This is a genomic window from Streptomyces sp. NPDC006733, assembly GCF_040636125.1.
Classification (GTDB): Bacteria; Actinomycetota; Actinomycetes; order Streptomycetales; family Streptomycetaceae; genus Actinacidiphila.
In genome coordinates this window covers 72,596-91,777 of sequence record NZ_JBEYJD010000038.1, presented here as the reverse complement: position 1 = coordinate 91,777, position 19,182 = coordinate 72,596, and the positions used below count along the sequence as shown (strand labels likewise).

Genomic DNA, 19,182 nt, shown 5'->3' with positions numbered 1-19,182 from the left:
GCGGCTCTCCCGGGGGCCCCGCGGGGCCCGGGCCGCGGCCGCCCCCCGGGGGGGGCGGGACCCCGGGCGCGGGCCCCGCGGCCGGGGTGCCGGCCGGGGCCGGTCGCCCCTGGCAGGGCTAGGCGGCCGCTTCCGGGGCCGGGAGGTCCTGGAGGACGTCGAAGCCCAATTGGAGGGCGGGCAGCCGGAGGACCCGCAGCAGCGGCGGGTGGGTGCACACCAGCCGCAGCCGCCCCTCGCGGGCGACCGCGCGGCTGCGGGCGCGCACCAGGGTGCTGATGCCGCTGCCGTCGAGGAACTCGACCTGCCGCAGGTCTATGAGCAGGTCGGGGTGGAGGCCCGCGGTCAGCGCGTCCAGGAAACGGCTGAGGCCGGGGGCGGTCAGAAGATCGATCTCGCCGCGGAGCGGCACCACGGTGCAGTCACCATGGGTGTGGGTGTGGTCCGGTGCGAACACGGGCGTGCTGGACACTTCCACGACGGCTCCCTCGGATACGGGACGATCGTGCACGGGCACCGACGGGGTCAGGGTCGACGCGAGTTACCGTACGGGTGCTCGACGGGATCCGGACGCCATTCGGCGAAATCCTGCGGCAATGGCGGCAGTTGTGGTAGAGCGGAGCCACTCGGCGCACCCCCTCCCTGCAACGGGCCGCCGGACGCCGGGCCTCAGCCGGCCGCGGACGCGAGGACGGCGGCCACGTCGGGGTTCCTGACGCTCAGCACGTCGAAGAGCCCCAGGGCGTCGAGGGCGGGCCCCAGTTCGCGGATCTCCGCGGCGACCGCCCGGTACTCCGCCCCGGCCGGATCCAGGCTCTCCAGGGCCCTGGCGTTGGCGAGGAAGGCCGCGATCGACCCCTTCCGGACGAACAGCCCGTTGAACTCGGCACCCTCCTGGCCGTCGGCGAGCACGTCCCGCGCGGTCACCGGCCCGGACGGCGCGGACGCGGACGGGGTGGGCTGGGACGGGGTGGGCTCGAAGGTGCTGGACTCGAAGGTGCTGGACTCGGACATGGGGGACCTCTTTCCCGGGCTCTCGCCGCCGATAATGCGTGCCAGCGGCACGCTTCTCCGACGGTAACAGAGAAACGTGCCGCCGGCACGTACACTCTCCGCATGGACAACACCCCGGTCGCCGCCCGCGTCGAGGCCTCCCTCGGCCTGCTGCTCCGCCGCAGCACCCGAGCCGGCCTGTACGCCGGACTCGTCGACCAGCTGGAGGGCGTGAACGAGACCACCTATCCGGTGCTGAGCGGGATCGCCCGCCTCGAACCGGTGAGCAGCAGCCGGCTCGCCGCGGAGATCGGCATCGACCGCACCGCGACCACTCGGTACGCCGGCCGCCTGGCCGACGCGGGCCTGGTCGCGCGCGAACCCGACCCGGCGGACGCCCGGTCCACCCTGCTGCGCCTCACGGAGCGGGGGCGGAGCACCATCGACGTCGCCCGGGTGCGCCTGGTCGGCCAGGTGGAGGACGCCCTCGCGTCGTGGCCCGCCGACGAGCGCGCGGTCTTCGCGACGGTGCTGGAGCACTTCGTCGAAACGCTGCGCTCCCGCTAGCCGAGGCGGGAGAGCTTGTCGGGGTTGGTCACGAAGTAGATGCCCTGCACCCGCTCGCTGCCCGGGACCAGTTCGACGACCAGCACCGCGAAGGGCGTCCCGGCACGGAACAGCACCGCCGAGGGGTCCCCGTTGATCCGCTCGTAGCGAATGTCCAGGCCGCGCCCGGTGCGGCCGGCGCCGGCGGACAGCACCCTGGCCACCTTGTCGCGGCCGTGGACCGGCCGCCGCCCGGCGGCGGTGGCCTTGCCGCCGCCGTCGGCCCACAGCGTCACGTCGGGCGCCAGGAGTTCCAGCAGCCCCTGCAGGTCGCCGCCGGAGACCGCGGCGGCGAACCTCTCGGTCACCTGCCGGCGCAGCCGCGGGTCGGCCCGGTAGCGCGGGCGGCGGGCGTGCACGTGCTCGCGGGCGCGGTGGGCGAGCTGGCGGACCGCCGCGGGGGTGCGGCCGAGGATGTCCGCGGTCTCGGTGTGGGCGTAGCCGAACAGCTCGTGCAGGACGAACACCGCGCGTTCCAGCGGGGTCAGGGTCTCCAGGACGACCAGCAGCGCCATCGACACCGACTCGGTGCGCTCGGCGGCGTCGGCCCCGTCGCCGGGGTCGGGCGGGTCGGTGAGCGGTGTGATCAACGGCTCGGGGAGCCACGGTCCGATGTACGTCTCCCGGCGCCGGCTGATCACGGCCCGGCGGGCGAGCGCCTTGTTCACCGCGATCCGCACCAGGTACGGGCGCGGGGCGGCGATCGGCTCGGCGCCGGGCGCTCCCGCCCGCGAGGTCCACGCCAGCCAGGTCTCCTGCAGCACGTCCTCGGTGTCGGCGACGCTGCCGAGCATGTCGTAGACGATGGAGAACAGCAGCTCGCGGTGGCCCACGAACACCTTCGTGGCGTCGTCCGCCGCCGTTTCGGGGGCGCCGTCGGCGGGCGGGGCGTCGGCGGGCGGGGCGTCGGACATCGTGGGCCTCCTGTCGCTGGTACCACCCGAGAGCGGTGCGGACGGCCGGAGTGTGACATCCGCGGCGACGGTACGGGCCCCGCCCGCGACGGCGGGGGGCGTGGCCCCCCGGAGAGGGGGTACACGACGAGCGACGAATGTCCCCCGCGAGACCCGGAGGTGTGCCGTGGATTCTTCCCGCCTGCTGCTGAACGCTGTCGTGCGCGTCGTCTGCCCGCGCTGCCACCGCACGAGGTGCATCTGCGCCCTGCGGGGGCAGCGCTCGTACTGACCGACCCCCGGCGGGCCGCCCGCGGCGTCAGTCCCGGACGCTGATGGCCCCCGCCGGGCAGCAGGCGACCGCCTCCTCGACGGAGGACTCGGCGTCCTCCGGCGGGGTCTCCACCAGGAGGACGACGCGCCCGTCGTCGTCCGCCTGGTCGAAGACGTCGGGGGCGGTCAGGACACACAGGCCCGAGCTGCAGCACAGGGCACGGTCGACGGTGACGCGCACGGGGTTACTCCTTCACGACGGGGGCGACGGGGCGGCAGGGGCGACGGACGGCACGTGGTCACACCGACCCACGGCCGAGCGGTCCCGCGGTCACCAGACGACGGGCAGCCGGAAGAGTCCGAAGATCGCCATGGTGTCGCGGAACGCCAGTTCCCCGGCGGGCACGCCGATCCGCAGGCCCGGCAGCCTGCGCACGATGCCGGTGAGGGCGACCTGGAGTTCCAGCCGGGCCAGCGGCTGCCCCAGGCACTGGTGGACGCCGAAGCCGAAGGCCAGGTGCCGGCGGCCGGGACGCCCCACGTCGAGCAGGTCCGGTTCGGGGAAGGCCCGCTCGTCCCGGTTGGCCGCCGCCAGCGAGACCAGGACGCCCTCGCCCGCCCGGACGGTGATGTCGCCGATCTCCACGTCGGCCAGCGCCACCCGCGGCAGCCCGGTGTGCACGATGGTCTGGTGGCGCAGCAGTTCCTCCACGGCGCCCGCCACGCGGCCGGGATCGGCGCACAGCAGTTCCCACTGCCGCGGGTGCTGCAGCAGGTCCAGGACGGACAGCGCCGTCATGTTGGCGGTGGTCTCGTGCCCGGCGATGAGCAGCAGCAGGGCCATCCGGACGGTGTCGTCCACCGTCAGCTCGTCGCGCTCGGTGCGGGCGGTGAGCAGCCTGCTGAGCAGGTCGTCCCGCGGCCGGGCGGCCTTCTCCTCGACCAGCTCCCGCAGGTAGCCGCTCAGCTCGTCGCGCGCGGTTCGCACCTGCTCGACGGGGGCCAGCTGGTTCAGCAGCACCCGGCTGCGGTCCTGGAAGAAGCCGTGGTCGGCGTAGGGGACGCCCAGCAGTTCGCAGATCACGAGCGAGGGCAGCGGCAGGGCGAACGCGTCGACCAGGTCCGCCGGCGGGCCGGCCGCGACCATGTCGTCGAGCAGGCCGTCGACGATCCGCTCGACGCGCGGGCCGAGCCGCGCGACGCGCTTGATCATGAACTCCTGCGTCACCATCCGGCGTTGCCGGTCGTGCTCCGGGGGGTCCATTCGGATGAACGAGGGCGGCGAGTCGCGCAGCGCGGTGGCGGCCGGCGAGACGAACGGAAAGCCGTCCCGGCCGGAATCGGCGCTGAACCGCTCGTCCCGCAGCACCTGCCGGGCCTCCGCGTGCCGGGTGACGAGCCAGGGCCGGCTGCCGTCCCACAGCGTGACGCGGGACGCGGGCGCCTGCTCGCGCAGCTCACCGAGGAGGGCCGGCGGATCCATCGGGCAGCCGCGCCGTGCCGGGAAGGCGGGGTCGGCGTGGCCGGCGGACGGACCGTTGTGGGAGTGGACGGCGTCGGTGTGGGTCATGGCGAACATGCACCTCCGGGGTGGCCGCGCGACGATTGGTCGCCTGAGGTAACCAATTCGACCGTAGATCGTCCCTTCCGGAAGCGGTAGGGCGCCTTCCGGACAGGGTGGATTCCGCGTCCCGGCCGCCCGGGCTTCCGGCGAGTGCCAGACTGGGCGCGTGATGGGGCACATTCCCGAGGAATCCACCAGTTTCGTCGGACGCGTCAGCGAACTGACCTGCTTGGACGGAGCGTTGACCGGACACCGGCTGGTCACCCTGACCGGCATCGGAGGTGTGGGCAAGACACGGCTGGCGTTACGGGCGGCGGCCCGCGCCGCCGAGCGGTACCAGGACGGCGTGTGGTGGAGCGACCTGTCGTCCCTCGACGGGGAACGGCTGCTGCTGGCCACCGTCTCGGACGCGGTCGACCTCGCCGACCACACGTCCCGCATGCCGGTCGAGTCGCTGTGCGAATGGCTCGCCGGCAAGGAGATGCTGCTGGTGCTCGACTCCTGCGAGCACCTGGTCGACAGCTGCCGGGACCTCGTGGCGGACCTGCTGACCACCGTGCCGGGCCTGACCGTCCTGACCACCAGCCGCCAGCCCCTCGGCCTGGAGGCGGAACACGTGATCGACGTGCTGCCGATGCCGGCCGAGGGCCAGGACGCGACCTCCCTGTTCAAGGAGCGTGCCACCGCCGCGGGAGCCGCCGGCCGGCTCGCGGAGCCCGGCGCCGACGAGGCCGTCCTCGCGATCTGCCGCCGGCTGGAAGGCGTCCCCCTGGCCCTGGAGCTGGCCGCCGCCCAGGTCGGCCGGGCCACCGTCCAGGAGGTCGCCGAACGTCTCGGCTCCCGTTTCGACCTGGTCAGCCGCTCCCTCGTCGTGTGGCCGCAGCGCCACCGGGCGCTGCGGACCACGATCGGCTGGAGCCATGAGCTGTGCCGGCCGGTGGAGCGGCTGCTGTGGGCGCGGCTGACGATCTTCCGGGGCGGCTTCGACCTCGAGTCGGCCCGCTCGGTGTGCTCCGGCGGCCCGCTGAGCGCCGAGGCCGTCGGCCCGGTGCTGGAACGGCTGGTGGCGCAGTCGGTGGTGCGCCGGGACGGCGACCACTACCGGATGCTGGACACCATCCGGGAGTACGGCCAGTGGTGGCTGCGCGCGCTGGCGGAGGAGTCCGCGCTGGCCGACCGCCACGCCTTCCACTACCTGCGGCTGGCCCGCCAGGCCGACGAGGGGTGGCTCAGCGCCGACCAGGCCGGCTGGTACCGCTGGGTCAACACGGCGCGCACCGACCTGTGCACCGCCCTGGACCACCTGCTGGCCACGGCCCCCCGCTACGGGCTGGACCTCGCGGGGCTGATCGGCTTCTTCTGGAGCGGCTCCGGCCGGCTCCACGAGACCCGCGGCTACCTGGAGCAGGGGCTCGCCGCATACCCGGCGCACGGCCCGGAACGGACCCGGGCGCTGTGGGTGCTGGGCCTGACCGTGACGCTGCAGGGCCAGTACGAGGACGCCCGCCGGCTGAGCGTGGACGCCGCCCGCGCGGCCTGGGAGGAGGGCGACAACGAGGCGGTCGTCGCCGCCGCCAACATCAGCAGCCTCATCTCCGTGCTGACCGGACAGCCGCTCGCCGCACAGGTGACCACCGACCACGCACTGGAGGTCGAACCCGGCCGGCACTTCGCCTCGGCCGCCCGCTTCCGCTGCCACCTGGTCCGGGTCTTCGCCCTCATCGGCCTGGGCAAACTGCGCGACGCCCGGGCCGAGGCGGAGGCGCTGCGCGACCGGTGCGTGGAGCTCGACGAGTGCTGGACCCGCTCCTATCTCGACTACCAGCTCTCCATCGTCGCCCTCCTGGCGGGCAACCCCACCGTCGCGGCCTGCCACGCGCGCACCATGCTCGACGGCAAGCGACTGCTGCGCGACAACTTCGGCATCGCCCTGGGCCTGGACGTGCTGGCCGCCGCCATCGCGGCCCAGGGCGAGGCCGAACGGGCGGCCGGGGTCTTCGGCGTCGGGCAGGCCTACTGGCGCACGGTCGGCCATCCCCAGCGCGGAACGCCGGAGTTGGGCCCGATCCGGGCGGAGTGCGAGCGCTCGGCCCGCGCCGGCATAGGCGACGAGGCCTACGAGCGCGCCTTCCGGCGCGGCGCCTCGGCGGACCTGCAGGCCGCGCTGGCCTCCGTGCTGGACGCCGCCTCCCCCATCGAGGCCTGACCGGGCCCGCTCCGGGCCCGGCCGGAATCCGGCCGGACGCGTACGAACGCCCCACCCACCCCCTCGGCGGAACCCGTCCGGCCCCCTGAACCCCCATGGGACCACCCCCGCCGGGGGCTCAAAAGCCCCAGTTCAGGACGGTGGGGGCAGCCAACGAGGGCAAGGTCACAGTCATGGGCCTGCCCTGCCTTTAGCGGCTGCCCTAGCCTTTCCCCATGACGGTCCCGCCAGATCACGGACTCCCCTTGGCCGACGAGTTCCCCGACGCTTCCCGCGAGCAGTGGCAACGCCTAGTCGAAGGCGTTCTCACCAAAGCGGGCACAGCCGTCCCGGGCACCCCGGCCGAGGAGACGCTGTCCACCACGCTCCAGGACGGGATCGCCACCCGTCCGCTGTACACCGCACAGGACAGCGCCGCGGAGCCCGGCTATCCCGGCTTCCCGCCGTTCACCCGGGCCGGACGGCCCGAGGGCACCGCGCGCGCCGGGTGGGACGTACGCCAGCGGCACGCGCTGCCCGACGCGAAGCGCACCAACGAGGCCGCGCTCGCGGACCTGGAGAACGGCGTCACCTCGCTGTGGCTCCTCGTCGGCGGCTCCGGCCTGCCCGTGGCCGGGATCCCGGCGGCCCTCGAGGGCGTCTACCTCGACCTGGCCCCGATCGTCCTGGACGCCGGCCCCGACTTCGACGCCGCCGCCCGTGCCCTGCTGGACCTGTACGAGGCGCGCGGGGTGCCGGCCGCGTCGGCGCTCGGCAACCTCGGCGCGGACCCGCTGGGACTTGCGGCCCGCACCGGCCGGCACGACGGCTACGCCGACCGGTCCGCCGCGGCCGCCGAGCTGGCCGCGCTGTGCCACCGGCAGTACCCGGGGCTGCGGGCCCTGACCGTGGACGCGCTGCCCTACCACGGGGCCGGCGCCTCGGCCGCGCAGGAGCTGGGCGCCTCCCTCGCCACCGGCGTCGCCTACCTGCGGGAGCTGACCGCCGCGGGGCTGAGCGTCGACACGGCCTGCGGCCAGCTGGAGTTCCGCTACGCCGCCACCGCCGACCAGTTCCTGACCATCGCCAAGCTGCGCGCCGCCCGGCGGCTGTGGGCCCGGGTCGCCGAGGCCAGCGGGGCCGCCGACGGCGCGGGGGCGCAGCGCCAGCACGCGGTGACCTCGCCGGTGATGATGACCCGGCGCGACCCGTGGGTGAACATGCTGCGCACCACCGTGGCCTGCGTGGCCGCCGGGGTGGGCGGTGCCGACACCGTCACCGTGCTGCCGTTCGACGACGCGCTCGGCCTGCCGGACGACTTCGCCCGGCGGATCGCCCGCAACACCTCGTCCATCCTGATGGAGGAGTCGCACCTGGCCCGGGTCATCGACCCGGCGGGCGGCTCCTGGTACGTGGAGCGGCTGACCGACGAACTGGCGCACGCGGCCTGGGCCTGGTTCCAGGAGATCGAGCGCGCCGGCGGCCAGGCGGCCGCCCTGCGCTCGGGGCTGATCGCCGAGCGCCTGTCCGACACCTGGGAGCAGCGGTCCGCGGACCTCGCGCACCGCCGCGAGCCGATCACGGGCGTCAGCGAGTTCCCCCACCTGGCCGAGCAGTTGGTGGAGCGCGAGGCCGCGCCGGAGCCGGCCGGGATCCTCACCGGCGACGGCGGCGGGCTGCCCACGGTCCGGCGCGACGACGCTTTCGAGGCGCTGCGGGCCCGCTCCGACGCCCACCTGGCCGCCACCGGCTCCCGCCCGCGGGCGTTCCTGGCCGCGCTGGGCCCGGCCGCGGCGCACACCGGGCGGGCGAGCTTCGCCGCCAACCTCTTCCAGGCGGGCGGCATCGAGACTGTCCAGGACCCGGTGACGGTCGACGCCGCCACGGCCGCCGAGGCGTTCGCGCGCAGCGGCGCCACCGTGGCCTGCCTGTGCTCCAGCGACAAGCTCTACGCCGAGCAGGCCGCCGACACGGCGGCCGCCCTGGTGTCGGCCGGCGCGCAGCGGGTGTTCCTCGCGGGACGCCCCGGCGAGCAGCGAGAAACGTACCTTCGGGCCGGAGTCGACGAGTTCGTCTTCGCGGGCGGCGACGCGGTCGCCGTCCTCGCCTCCGTCCTCGACCGCATGGGAGTGGCGTGATGCAGGGCAGCACGGGGCAGCCGGGGCCGATTCCGGACTTCACGCAGATCAGCCTGGACGCGGACGGCCCGGCCGCCGGCGTCACCGGGGAGCAGTGGCGGGCGGCCGTGCGGGAGAGCACGGGCAAGGACGACGAGGACCTGCTCTGGCAGACCCCCGAGGGCATCGCCGTCAAGCCGCTCTACACCTCCGACGACCTGGCCGGGCTCGACTTCCTCGAGACCTACCCGGGGATCGCGCCGTACCTGCGCGGACCGTACCCGACCATGTACGTCAACCAGCCGTGGACGATCCGGCAGTACGCCGGCTTCTCCACCGCCGAGGAGTCCAACGCCTTCTACCGGCGCAACCTCGCGGCCGGCCAGAAGGGGCTGTCGATCGCCTTCGACCTGCCCACCCACCGCGGCTACGACAGCGACCACCCGCGGGTCACGGGCGACGTCGGCATGGCGGGCGTGGCCATCGACTCCATCTACGACATGCGGCAGCTGTTCGACGGCATCCCGCTGGACCGGATGAGCGTGTCGATGACGATGAACGGCGCGGTGCTGCCGGTCCTCGCCCTCTACATCGTCGCGGCCGAGGAACAGGGTGTGCCCCCGGAGAAGCTCGCGGGGACCATCCAGAACGACATCCTCAAGGAGTTCATGGTCCGCAACACCTACATCTACCCGCCGCAGCCGTCGATGCGGGTGATCTCCGACATCTTCGCGTACACCTCGCAGAAGATGCCGCGCTACAACTCCATCTCCATCTCCGGCTACCACATCCAGGAGGCCGGGGCCACGGCCGACCTGGAGCTGGCCTACACGCTGGCCGACGGCGTCGAGTACCTGCGCGCCGGGCTGGAGGTCGGCCTCGACGTGGACGCCTTCGCACCGCGGCTGTCGTTCTTCTGGGCGATCGGCATGAACTTCTTCATGGAGGTCGCCAAGCTGCGGGCCGCCCGGCTGCTGTGGGCCAAGCTCGTCAAGGGCTTCGACCCCAAGAACCCCAAGTCGCTGTCGCTGCGCACCCACTCGCAGACCTCGGGCTGGTCGCTGACCGCGCAGGACGTGTTCAACAACGTGCCGCGCACCTGCGTCGAGGCGATGGCCGCCACCCAGGGCCACACCCAGTCGCTGCACACCAACGCGCTGGACGAGGCGCTGGCGCTGCCCACCGACTTCTCCGCGCGCATCGCCCGCAACACCCAGCTGTTCCTGCAGCAGGAGTCGGGCACCTGCCGGGTCATCGACCCGTGGGGCGGCAGCGCGTACGTCGAGAAGCTCACCCACGACCTCGCCCGGCGTGCCTGGCAGCACATCGAGGAGGTCGAGGCGGCCGGCGGCATGGCGAAGGCCATCGACGCGGGCATCCCCAAGCTGCGCGTCGAGGAGGCCGCGGCCCGCACCCAGGCCCGGATCGACTCCGGGCGGCAGGCGCTGATCGGCGTCAACAAGTACCGCGTGGGCACGGACGAGAAGATCGACGTGCTGAAGGTCGACAACTCCTCGGTGCGCGCCCAGCAGATCGAGAAGCTGCGGCGGCTGCGCGCGGAGCGGGACGAGGGCGCCTGCCAGGACGCGCTGCGCGCGCTGACCGCGGCCGCCCGGAACGGCAACCGGCCCGGCGGCGGCCTGGAGGGCAACCTGCTGGCGCTCGCGGTGAACGCCGCACGCGCCAAGGCGACCGTCGGGGAGATCTCCAGCGCCCTGGAGGAGGTGTACGGGCGGCACGTCGGCCAGATCCGTACCATCACCGGTGTGTACCGAGACGAGGCAGGAACGTCACCCGGCGTGGAGCGCACCCGCAAGCTGGCGGACGCGTTCGCCGACGCGGAGGGCCGCCGCCCGCGCATCCTGGTCGCCAAGATGGGCCAGGACGGCCACGACCGCGGCCAGAAGGTGATCGCGACCGCCTTCGCCGACCTCGGCTTCGACGTCGACGTCGGCGCGCTGTTCCAGACGCCGGCCGAGGTGGCCCGGCAGGCGGTCGAGGCCGACGTCCACATCGTCGGGGTCTCCTCGCTCGCCGCCGGCCACCTGACGCTGGTGCCGGCGCTGCGCGAGCAGCTCGCCGAGGCCGGCCGGGAGGACATCACGATCGTCGTCGGCGGCGTCATCCCGCCGCAGGACATCGAGACCCTCCACGAGGCGGGCGCCACGGCGGTGTTCCCGCCCGGCACGGTCATCCCGGACGCCGCCTACGACCTGCTCAAGACCCTCGCCGCCGCTCTCGGCCACGAGTTGTGAGCCGATGGCACCCACGATCGACATCGACAGTTACATCAAGGGCGTCCTCGACGGGTCGCGACCGCACATCGCCCGGGCGATCACCCTCGTCGAGTCCACCCGCCCGGCCCACCGCGAGCTGGCCCAGCGGCTGCTGACCGAGCTGCTCCCGCACTCGGGAACGGCCCGCAGGGTCGGTATCAGCGGGGTACCCGGCGTGGGCAAGTCCACGTTCATCGACGCGCTCGGCACCCTGCTCACCGGCCTCGGCCACCGGGTCGCGGTGCTGGCCGTGGACCCGTCCTCGACCAGGACCGGCGGCTCCATCCTGGGCGACAAGACCCGGATGGAGCGCCTGGCGGTGGACCCGGCGGCCTTCGTGCGGCCCTCCCCCACCTCCGGCACGCTGGGCGGGGTGACCCGGGCCACCCGTGAGTCGATCATCGTCATGGAGGCGGCGGGCTACGACGTGGTGCTCGTCGAGACCGTCGGGGTCGGCCAGTCCGAGACCGCCGTGGCCAACATGGTCGACTCCTTCCTGCTGCTCACCCTGGCCCGCACCGGCGACCAGCTGCAGGGCATCAAGAAGGGCGTGCTGGAACTCGCCGACCTGGTGGCCGTCAACAAGGCCGACGGCCCGCACGAGCGCGAGGCGGCCTCCGCCGCCCGGGAGCTGGCCGGCGCGCTGCGGCTGCTGCAGCCGCTGGACGCCGGGTGGACGCCGCCCGTGCTCACCTGCAGCGCGCGCGAGAACACCGGGCTCGACGCGGTCTGGGAGCGCCTGGAGCAGCACCGCAAGGTGCTGCTGACCGACGGCCGGCTGGAGGCGAAGCGGCGCGACCAGCAGATCGAGTGGACCTGGTCCATGGTCCGCGACCAGCTCCTGGCCCGGGTGCGCGAGCACCCGGACGTGCGCGGCCTGGCACCGGACGTCGAACGCCAGGTCCGCGAGGGCACCCTCACCGCGACGCTGGCCGCCGAGCGCCTGCTCGCGGCCTTCCAGCCGCCGGACGCCTGAGGCCGGCCGGCCTCAGGCGCAGCCGGCGGTGCGGGACAGCTCGACCTCGTCCGCGTACAGCAGCGGCCGGTTGTTCCTGGCCAGCCACTGCCGGTACGCGGTCGCCGCGGCGGCCGCCTCCCGGTAGGCCGCCTCCAGGTCGGCGTAGAGCGCGTCGACCCCGTCGGCCCCCACCCCGTCCGCCCCGCCCTCGGCCGGCGGCCGGGACGCCATGAACAGTTCGACCGCGATCGGGTCGCCGCGCAGCGGCCGGATCGCCATCCCGTGCCGCGGCTGCGAGGTCGGCTGGCAGGGCGCGACCGCCTCACCGGCGGCGACCAGGTCGGCGGCGGTGAGGTAGTCGCCGTACGCGACGCGCGGGGTGAACCCGGACGCGCGTAGCGCCCGCCGGACACCGTCCCACTCACCGTCCACGCTCGGGTCGACCATCCACCGGTCCCCCGCGACGTCCGCCAGCGGCACCACGCTCTTGCGCGCGGCCGGATGGTGCGCGTGCAGGGCGATGAACTGCGGCTCCCGCGCGACCAGGACCCGCCGTTCGAGGCCGTCCGGGATCCGCAGCGGCGCGCCCTCGACCTCGTGGACGAACGCGACGTCGAGCTGGTTCAGCGCGACCATCTGCAGCAGCGCGTTGGCCGACACGTCCACCCGGATCGTGGTCTCCGCGTCCGGCAGCCGGGCGTGCACCCTGCTGACCCAGCCGGCCATGGCGCGGCTGGCCGTGCCGCCGATCCGCAGGTGCGGCCCCGCGGCCCGGTCCACGGCCGCCTTCGTCTCGGCCACCAGGGTGTTCATCTCGGCGACGAGGGGCCGCGCCCGGCACAGGACCGTCCGCCCCAGCGGCGTCGGGCGGCTGCCCGTGCGCTCCCGGGAGAACAGCTGGCCGCCGAGCGCGCTCTCGATCCGTCGGAGCTGTGTCGTCAAGGACGGCTGGGTCATCCCCAGCTGCCGCGCCGCTTTGCGGACACTGCCGGTATCGGCGATGGCGCACAGCGCGCGAAGGTGCCTCACCTCGAGCTCCATGAGCGGAGGATATGGCGGCATCCGCACGTCGCACCAGGGTCCCGAATCGCAGCAATACCCGTCTTTCGCGTACGAGTCGACCCGCCGGTTCGGGTGATGTCGCCGGCCTATCGGCCCCTGACATCATCCGCGACGGTGCGCGCCTCCCGCACACTCACCGGCATCAGCAGTTCATCCCCCAGCCCCGGTCGCCGTTCCCCCCAATTCAGCTCTACCCGACGGCGACCGACGGCTTCTCGGAGGAGAAGGAGACCCCCCATGCGATACCCCAAGGTGCTGCTCACGGCAGCGCTGGGCATCGGCCTCGCTGCGAGTCTGGGCACCGTGCCCGCCATCGCCGCCGCCCCCCAGGCGGAGCAGAGCGCCACCCAGGCGTCGGCGTCCTACGAGGCCTACGCCGGCTCGAACGAGAACGCGGCGGCCAACAAGGCGTTCTTCGAGGCCGTGCAGCGGTCCGTGGCGGCCAAGCGCGCGGCCAACCCGAGCCTGCAGACCGTCACGCTGATCTACAGCACCGGCAACGCGCCCTCGTTCCGGTCCCAGATAGCGCGCAGCGCGCAGATCTGGAACTCCGCGGAGAGGAACGTGAAGCTGGCCGAAGGCAGCAACGCGGACTTCGCCTACTACGAGGGCAACTCCAGCCAGGGGTCGTACGCCAGCACCGACGGACACGGCAACGGCTACATCTTCCTGGACTACCGGCAGAACCAGCAGTACGACTCGACCCGGGTCGTGGCCCACGAGACCGGGCACGTGCTCGGCCTTCCGGACCACTACTCGGGCCCGTGCAGCGAGCTGATGTCGGGCGGCGGCCCCGGCACCTCCTGCCACAACCAGGTGCCCAACGCCACGGAACGCGCCCGCGTGGACCGGCTGTGGGTCAACGGTCTGGCCGCGGGGATCGCGGGCCGCGGCTGATCCGCCCCGCCTGAAAGGCCCCGGAAGGCCCCCGCACCGCACGGTGCGGGGGCCTTCCGGCGTTCGGCGCCGGGGGTCAGGGACCGGCCGGCCGGCGGCGGACCCAGGCGAGGACGACGACGGAGGCGGCCGCGGCGAAGGCGCACCAGGTGGAGACGAACTCCAGCCGCCACGCCGCCGCGCAGATCACCGCCCCGGCCGTGACGAGCCCGCCGAGCAGCCGCAGCCACCGGTCACCGCTCAGCAGCAGCGAGCCGATGGTCGCGAAGAGATAGCCCGCGACGACGAGCACCGGCCACGGCAGGTGCAGACCGTAGCCGACGGTGTGGCCGCGCACCTCGGCGGTGACGGTACCGACGGCGAGGAAGTACCCGAGGGCCACCGCGGTGGCCAGCCCCACGGCGGCCGGGACCAGCAGCCGCCGCCGCGCGCTGCGGGGCGCGGCGAGCAGCACCCCGAACGGCACCCACACCGGCAGCAGCGGCAGGGCGATGACGGCCCAGGCCGTGGTGTCGGGGCCGGCGCCGCCGCCGGTCCGCCAGACGGACGCCTCGATGATCTGGTGGGCGCCGAGGAGCAGCGGCAGCGCCGCGAGCGGCAGATCGCGGGCCCGCCGCACCCGCGCCACGCAGACCGCGCCGACCGCGGCGATTGCGGCACCTGCCACCAGGTCGGCGGTCGCGCTCCAGCACATGGCGTCATCCCGGGTTCGGTGGAGAAGGGGGGCGGTACACCTTTCTCCACCGTACGACCCGGGCGGCGGCGGAGGGCTCAGGCGCCCCGCCCCGTCAGCCCGCGACCGCGACCGCCAGGGCGCTCTGGCACTCGGCGAGCTGGCACTCGATGGCGTCGCGGTCGGCTCCGGACAGGTCCAGGGCCCGCCGGTAGTCCGCGATGGCGGACCGCCAACTGCCCGCCGCCTGATGGGCGAAGCCGCGGTTGTACAGCAGGTCGGCGTCGTCACCGGTCACCGCCAGGGCGCGGGTCAGGTCCTCGACGGCCGCCGCGTGGTCGCCCGCCTCGTAGTGCAGGACGGCGCGGTTGGCCAGCGCCGCCGAGCGGCGCGGGTCGGCGGCGAGCGCGGCGTCGAACGCGGCCAGGGCCTCGTCCGCGGCGTCCCGCTCCATGGCGAGCAGCCCGCGGGCGCACAGCAGGTCCGGCTCGTCCGGGTGCAGCTCCAGGCCCTGCGCGAGGTGGACGGCGGCGAGGTCCGTGTCGCCCGCGTCGGTGAGCAGCGAGATGAGGTTGACCCGGGCGGCGAGGTAGTCGGGTTCGAGCTCCAGCACGTACCGCAGGTCGCTCAGCGCGCCGTCGGTGTCCCCGGCGTCCGCGCGGGCGTCCGCCCGGTTGTAGTACAGCTCGTGGATGGGCGGGGTGAGGGTGGCGGCCGTGTCGTAGTCGGCGAGCGCCGCGTCCAGGTCGCCCCGCTTGTACTGCAGCGCGGCACGGTCGCAGTAGTACTCGGGGTAGTACGGATCGAGGGCGAGGACTCCGTCGAAATCCTCCAGCGCCTCGTCCAGCCGGCCGAGGGCCACGTTCACCTGGGCCCGGTTGTGCAGCAGCACAGAGCGGTGCAGCGAGTGCGCGCCCTCCTCCAGCTCGCGGTCCAGCCGGGCGAGCCCCTCGGTGACCAGCCGCAGGGCCGTCTCGGGGTGGCCGCGGCGCAGTTCGACCAGGGCCAGTCCGTTCTGGTGGAAGACCGTGTGGAAGGCGCGCTCGGCGGGGTCGGGCAGCTGCTGGGCGATGGCGATGGAGTTGTGGACGTACTGCTGGGCCAGGTCCGGGTCGAGCAGTTCCTCGGGGTGGATCCGGGTGTACAGCATGGCCAGCGCGTAGCTGGAGACCATGTGCACCACCGGGTCGGTGTACCGGCCGCGCAGCTCGCGGTAGATCGCCTCGGCCTCGGTGGTGCGCCCCAGCGCGCCCAGCGCCTGGGCCGTCTTGCCGCTGGCCACGCAGTACAGCCGCTCCCGCGCCACCGGGTCGAAGCTCGCCCGTCCCTGGCTGCCGAGTTCGATGGCCGCGTCGTAGTAGCCCATCCGCAGGCAGTAGTCGGCGGCGGTCAGCAGTTCGCGGCACTCGTCGTCGGTCCGCTCGCCGGCGCGTGCGCGGTGGTGGGCGATGGCGCCCAGCCGCAGGCTCCAGTCGCTGTCCTCCTCCAGTTCGACGGCGCGGACGCGGTGCAGTTCCTCGCGCAGCCGCGGGTCGGCGTTGCGGTAGGCCGCCGCCTCCGCCGGGTTGTCGCCGGTGCCGTCGGAGGCGATGTACGCCTGGAGGAGTTCGTCCGGGGTGCGGGTGTCCGGGGTGGCGGGCGCGGCCGGCAGGGCGGTGCGCAGCGTGTGGCGCTCCAGCGCCTGTACCAGGGCGTCGGGGAGGTCCGGGGCGGCGCAGGTGCCGATCGCGATCGTGAGCACCTCGGTCCTGGCGCGGCGCAGCAGGACCGTGATCAGCTCCTGGTCGGTGGGGTCGGCGGCGTGCAGGTTGTCGAAGAGCAGCAGTTGCGGCCGCCCCGCGGTCGTCCCGGCGTCTTGGGCCCAGGCGTTGAGGAATTCGGTGAGCCCGTGGGCGATCCTGCGGGTGCGCAGGGGCGAGTAGTACCGGGTCCGTTCGGTGGGCGACGCGAGCGAGGTCAGCGTCTGCGGCGGCGCGTCGACGGTGTCCTGGAGTTCGGGCGCGACCGACAGGATCTCGATGGCGTGCCGGGCGACCAGCGCGGGCCTGCCGCGCAGCACGCCGGGGACGATGGCGCGCAGCAGGCTGCCGGCGGCGGTGTACGGCCCGCGCAGCTGCCGGTGGCAGTCGACGGCGGTCAGGTGCCCGGGGGCGGCCAGCTCTCCGGCGGCGGCGACCCGCACCGTGCGGTCGGGCCCGCTGAGCCAGTGGTGGCGGGGCGTCGGGCGGTTGCTGCTCATGGGGTGCGTTCCTCTCTGCGGGCGCTCTTCCTGGCCGGCAGGAGGAACGGCAGGGCGAATTGGGCGAGGATCAGGGTCACGGAGCCGATGGAGTCCCAGAAGTACGGGTCGGTGGCGCCGTCGCCGGTCAGCCCGGCGGCCATCCGGGTCCCGAACTCCACCAGCGCCGGCACGATGGCGAGGGCCGCCCAGGCGATCAGCAGGACGACGCCGCCGATCATCGCCGGGGCGTACCAGCGCGCCACCGCGGCGTCGCGCGGCGACCAGGGTCCGGCGTCGGCCGGCCGGGGGCGCACGCCGGGCACCCGGCGCCACTGCCTGCGCAGCCGGGCGGTCGCCGCCGCGTGCAGGTCCGTGCAGCCCAGCACCGTCGTGACCATGTAGTACAGGTCGGTGCGCAGGAAGAAGAAGAACTGCCAGGCGATCCTGAACAGGGTGGGGAAGGCGAACGCCAGGGCGAGGCGGCCCGGCCAGGACAGCCCGCCGTGCGCCGCGTCGGCCGCGGCGCCCACCGTCAGGGCCGAGAAGAGCAGCACGTCGGCGAGGACCCCGGCGGTGAAGGGCAGGTAACGGCGCCGGGCCGGTACGCCGAGCAGGCCGTCGAGATGGGTCTCCAGGACGAGGAAGTACATCCGCCGCCCGATGGTCATCCGGGAGCCGACGCCGAGCCGCCGGGCGGCCAGGACGTGGAACATCTCGTGCCACAGCAGCCCCGGTATCTGGCCCAGCAGCAGGACGAGTTGGGTGAGCAGCAGCGAGTCCGCCAGGAAGATCGCGTGGGGGTGCGGGCGCGCCGACGGCTCGCGGATGATCGCCAGGATCGCGGCGGCGGTCAGGGCGGCGAAGACGATCCAGGCCGGGGGTGAGAACAGCCGGCGGCCCAGGCGCTGGTAGCGCACCGGGGCCGGCGGCGCGGTCTCCTCGCCCTCGGAGCGGACGAACCCGCAGTCGTCGAGGGTGCTGAGGAAGTCGGTGATGTCGACCGGCTCGCCGTAGGTCTCCTGGTACCAGTGGGCCGCGGCGGCCGTCTCCATGCCGTCCATGAGGCGTCGCAGCAGTTCCGCGCCGTCCGCCGGGAACGTCACGTAGGACTCGATGTCCGCGCGCCCCACCGTGACCTCGTCGCGGTCGGTCACGAAGGTCAGTTCGTGGAATTGCGGGTGCGGGGCTGTCATCACACGTCTCCTGCAACGGCCTGAGCCCGCGCACGGGAGGGATTCCCGGGCACGGGCCACCAGCGGAACGGATCAGCAGAAGGGCCAGGTCCCGTACTGGGACGAAGCCGAGGTCAGCTTGACCGGGCCGTTCTTGCGGACAGTGATCTTCTTCATGTCATCACCTCCTCAGGCGGAAGGTGATGACCGTGTACTGTCACACTGCAGAAACACTCAGGTCCTGCGGGACCCCCAGCTCAGCAGCGTGTGCGCGACCCGCCACGCACCGTCATACGGGAGCGGCGCCTCTCATTTCCGCGGTCGGCCGGAGCTCCCTCAGGCCCCCAGCGCCGCGCGGCCGTGCGGCGCGGTCCACCCCGACAGGTCCGGCCCCTTGGGCACGATGCGCGACGGGTTCAACTGCTCGTGCGTGGCGTAGTAATGGCGCTTGATGTGGTCGAAGTCGACCGTGTCGCCGAAGCCGGGGGTCTGGAAGAGGTCGCGGGCGTAGGCCCACAGCACCGGGTTCTCGGCGAGCTTGTTCCGGTTGCACTTGAAGTGGTTGTGGTAGACCGCGTCGAAGCGCACCAGCGTCGTGAAGAACCGCACGTCGGCCTCGGTGAGCCGGTCACCGACGAGGTACCGCCGGGTCGCCAGCCGCTCGGTGAGCGCGTCCAGCCGGCCGAACAGGGCGTCGTACGCCTGCTCGCACGCCTCCTGCGAGGCAGCGAACCCGCACCGGTACACCCCGTTGTTCACGTCGCGGAACAGCTCGTCGGCGACCGCGTCGATCTCCGGCCGCAGGTCGGCCGGGTAGAGGTCCGGCGCCCCCGGGCGGTGGAACGCGGTCCACTCGGTCTCGAGGTCGAGGGTGATGCGCGGGTAGTCGTTGGTGACGACCGTCCCGGTCCGCGTGTCGACGAGGGCCGGGACGGTGACCCGGCCCTCGTACGCCGGATCGGTCCGCAGGTACGCCTCGGAGAGGAAGCCGATCCCGAGCACCGGATCGCGGTCGCCCTCGTCCAGCGTGAAGCGCCACCCCCGCTCGTCGCGGATCGGGTCGACCACGCCCAGGCTGATCGCGTCCTCCAGGCCGAGCAGCCGCCGCACGATGATCGCGCGGTGCGCCCAGGGGCAGGCGAGGGAGACGATCAGCCGGTAGCGGCCCGCCTCCGGCACCCGGCCGCTCGAACCGTCGGCGGTGATCCGGTCGGTGAAGCGGTTCGCCTGCCGGGTGAACTCGCCCTTGGTGCCCGTCTCCCGTACGAACTGTGCAGCCATGTCCCCGACCC

Annotated in this window: 16 protein-coding genes; 6 read left to right on the top strand and 10 right to left on the bottom strand. The window is 73.7% G+C overall.

What is annotated here, in order from left to right:
• Positions 1–118: 118 nt before the first annotated feature.
• Both ABZ721_RS29785 and ABZ721_RS29780 read right to left on the bottom strand, forming a co-directional pair.
• A complete protein-coding gene (locus ABZ721_RS29785) occupies positions 119–472 on the bottom strand; it encodes an STAS domain-containing protein (RefSeq protein WP_358791849.1) in 354 nt (117 codons plus the stop codon).
• Between the two features lie 197 nt (positions 473–669).
• Positions 670–1,014 (bottom strand): hypothetical protein, encoded by a 345-nt coding sequence (locus tag ABZ721_RS29780; RefSeq protein ID WP_358791848.1) that lies wholly within the window; start codon positions 1,012–1,014, stop codon positions 670–672.
• A 102-nt stretch (positions 1,015–1,116) separates the two neighbouring features.
• Here ABZ721_RS29780 and ABZ721_RS29775 point away from each other — a divergent pair, with 102 nt between their 5' ends.
• A complete protein-coding gene (locus tag ABZ721_RS29775; RefSeq protein WP_358791847.1) occupies positions 1,117–1,560 on the top strand; it encodes a MarR family transcriptional regulator in 444 nt (147 codons plus the stop codon).
• On the opposite strand, the gene ABZ721_RS29770 is transcribed toward ABZ721_RS29775, so the two are convergent.
• The 3 genes from ABZ721_RS29770 to ABZ721_RS29760 form a co-directional block, all read right to left on the bottom strand.
• Positions 1,557–2,513, bottom strand: a complete 957-nt coding sequence (locus ABZ721_RS29770; protein WP_358791846.1) for a sigma-70 family RNA polymerase sigma factor — start codon at positions 2,511–2,513, stop codon at positions 1,557–1,559. The two genes, ABZ721_RS29775 and ABZ721_RS29770, sit on opposite strands and share 4 nt — an antisense overlap.
• Positions 2,514–2,811: 298 nt before the next feature.
• Positions 2,812–3,006 (bottom strand): ferredoxin, encoded by a 195-nt coding sequence (locus tag ABZ721_RS29765; RefSeq protein WP_358791845.1) that lies wholly within the window; start codon positions 3,004–3,006, stop codon positions 2,812–2,814.
• A 90-nt stretch (positions 3,007–3,096) separates the two neighbouring features.
• A complete protein-coding gene (locus tag ABZ721_RS29760) occupies positions 3,097–4,335 on the bottom strand; it encodes a cytochrome P450 (protein WP_358791844.1) in 1,239 nt (412 codons plus the stop codon).
• A gap of 163 nt (positions 4,336–4,498) precedes the next feature.
• On the opposite strand from ABZ721_RS29760, the gene ABZ721_RS29755 reads away from it, so the two are divergent.
• The 4 genes from ABZ721_RS29755 (at position 4,499) to meaB (ending at position 11,883) form a co-directional block, all read left to right on the top strand.
• On the top strand, positions 4,499–6,535 hold the full coding sequence (locus ABZ721_RS29755) for an NB-ARC domain-containing protein (RefSeq protein WP_358791851.1): 2,037 nt from the start codon (positions 4,499–4,501) through the stop codon (positions 6,533–6,535).
• Between the two features lie 215 nt (positions 6,536–6,750).
• Entirely contained in the window at positions 6,751–8,652 is a 1,902-nt protein-coding gene (locus ABZ721_RS29750) for a methylmalonyl-CoA mutase family protein (RefSeq protein ID WP_358791843.1), read from the top strand.
• Positions 8,652–10,886, top strand: a complete 2,235-nt coding sequence (gene scpA / locus ABZ721_RS29745; RefSeq protein ID WP_358791842.1) for a methylmalonyl-CoA mutase — start codon at positions 8,652–8,654, stop codon at positions 10,884–10,886. The genes ABZ721_RS29750 and scpA overlap by 1 nt, the downstream gene beginning before the upstream one ends.
• Positions 10,887–10,890: 4 nt before the next feature.
• Positions 10,891–11,883 (top strand): methylmalonyl Co-A mutase-associated GTPase MeaB, encoded by a 993-nt coding sequence (gene meaB, locus ABZ721_RS29740; RefSeq protein WP_358791841.1) that lies wholly within the window; start codon positions 10,891–10,893, stop codon positions 11,881–11,883.
• A 12-nt stretch (positions 11,884–11,895) separates the two neighbouring features.
• Here the strand turns inward: meaB and ABZ721_RS29735 are convergent, their stop codons facing one another.
• Positions 11,896–12,906, bottom strand: coding sequence for a LysR family transcriptional regulator (locus tag ABZ721_RS29735; protein ID WP_358791840.1), 1,011 nt, complete (start codon positions 12,904–12,906; stop codon positions 11,896–11,898).
• Between the two features lie 258 nt (positions 12,907–13,164).
• Here ABZ721_RS29735 and snpA point away from each other — a divergent pair, with 258 nt between their 5' ends.
• Complete coding sequence (snpA, locus tag ABZ721_RS29730) at positions 13,165–13,824, top strand: snapalysin (protein ID WP_358791839.1); 660 nt, start codon at positions 13,165–13,167, stop codon at positions 13,822–13,824.
• A gap of 76 nt (positions 13,825–13,900) precedes the next feature.
• Here the strand turns inward: snpA and ABZ721_RS29725 are convergent, their stop codons facing one another.
• The 4 genes from ABZ721_RS29725 to ABZ721_RS29710 all read right to left on the bottom strand — a co-directional run bounded on the left by ABZ721_RS29725 (position 13,901) and on the right by ABZ721_RS29710 (position 19,171).
• On the bottom strand, positions 13,901–14,518 hold the full coding sequence (locus ABZ721_RS29725; RefSeq protein ID WP_358791838.1) for a DUF6629 family protein: 618 nt from the start codon (positions 14,516–14,518) through the stop codon (positions 13,901–13,903).
• Between the two features lie 94 nt (positions 14,519–14,612).
• A complete protein-coding gene (locus ABZ721_RS29720) occupies positions 14,613–16,736 on the bottom strand; it encodes a tetratricopeptide repeat protein (RefSeq protein ID WP_358791837.1) in 2,124 nt (707 codons plus the stop codon).
• Positions 16,733–17,911: a hypothetical protein gene (locus ABZ721_RS29715; RefSeq protein ID WP_358791836.1), complete on the bottom strand. Its 1,179-nt coding sequence runs from the start codon at positions 17,909–17,911 to the stop codon at positions 16,733–16,735. The genes ABZ721_RS29720 and ABZ721_RS29715 overlap by 4 nt, the downstream gene beginning before the upstream one ends.
• Before the next feature lie 315 nt (positions 17,912–18,226).
• Positions 18,227–19,171: a glutathione S-transferase family protein gene (locus tag ABZ721_RS29710; RefSeq protein ID WP_358791835.1), complete on the bottom strand. Its 945-nt coding sequence runs from the start codon at positions 19,169–19,171 to the stop codon at positions 18,227–18,229.
• Positions 19,172–19,182: the final 11 nt, after the last annotated feature.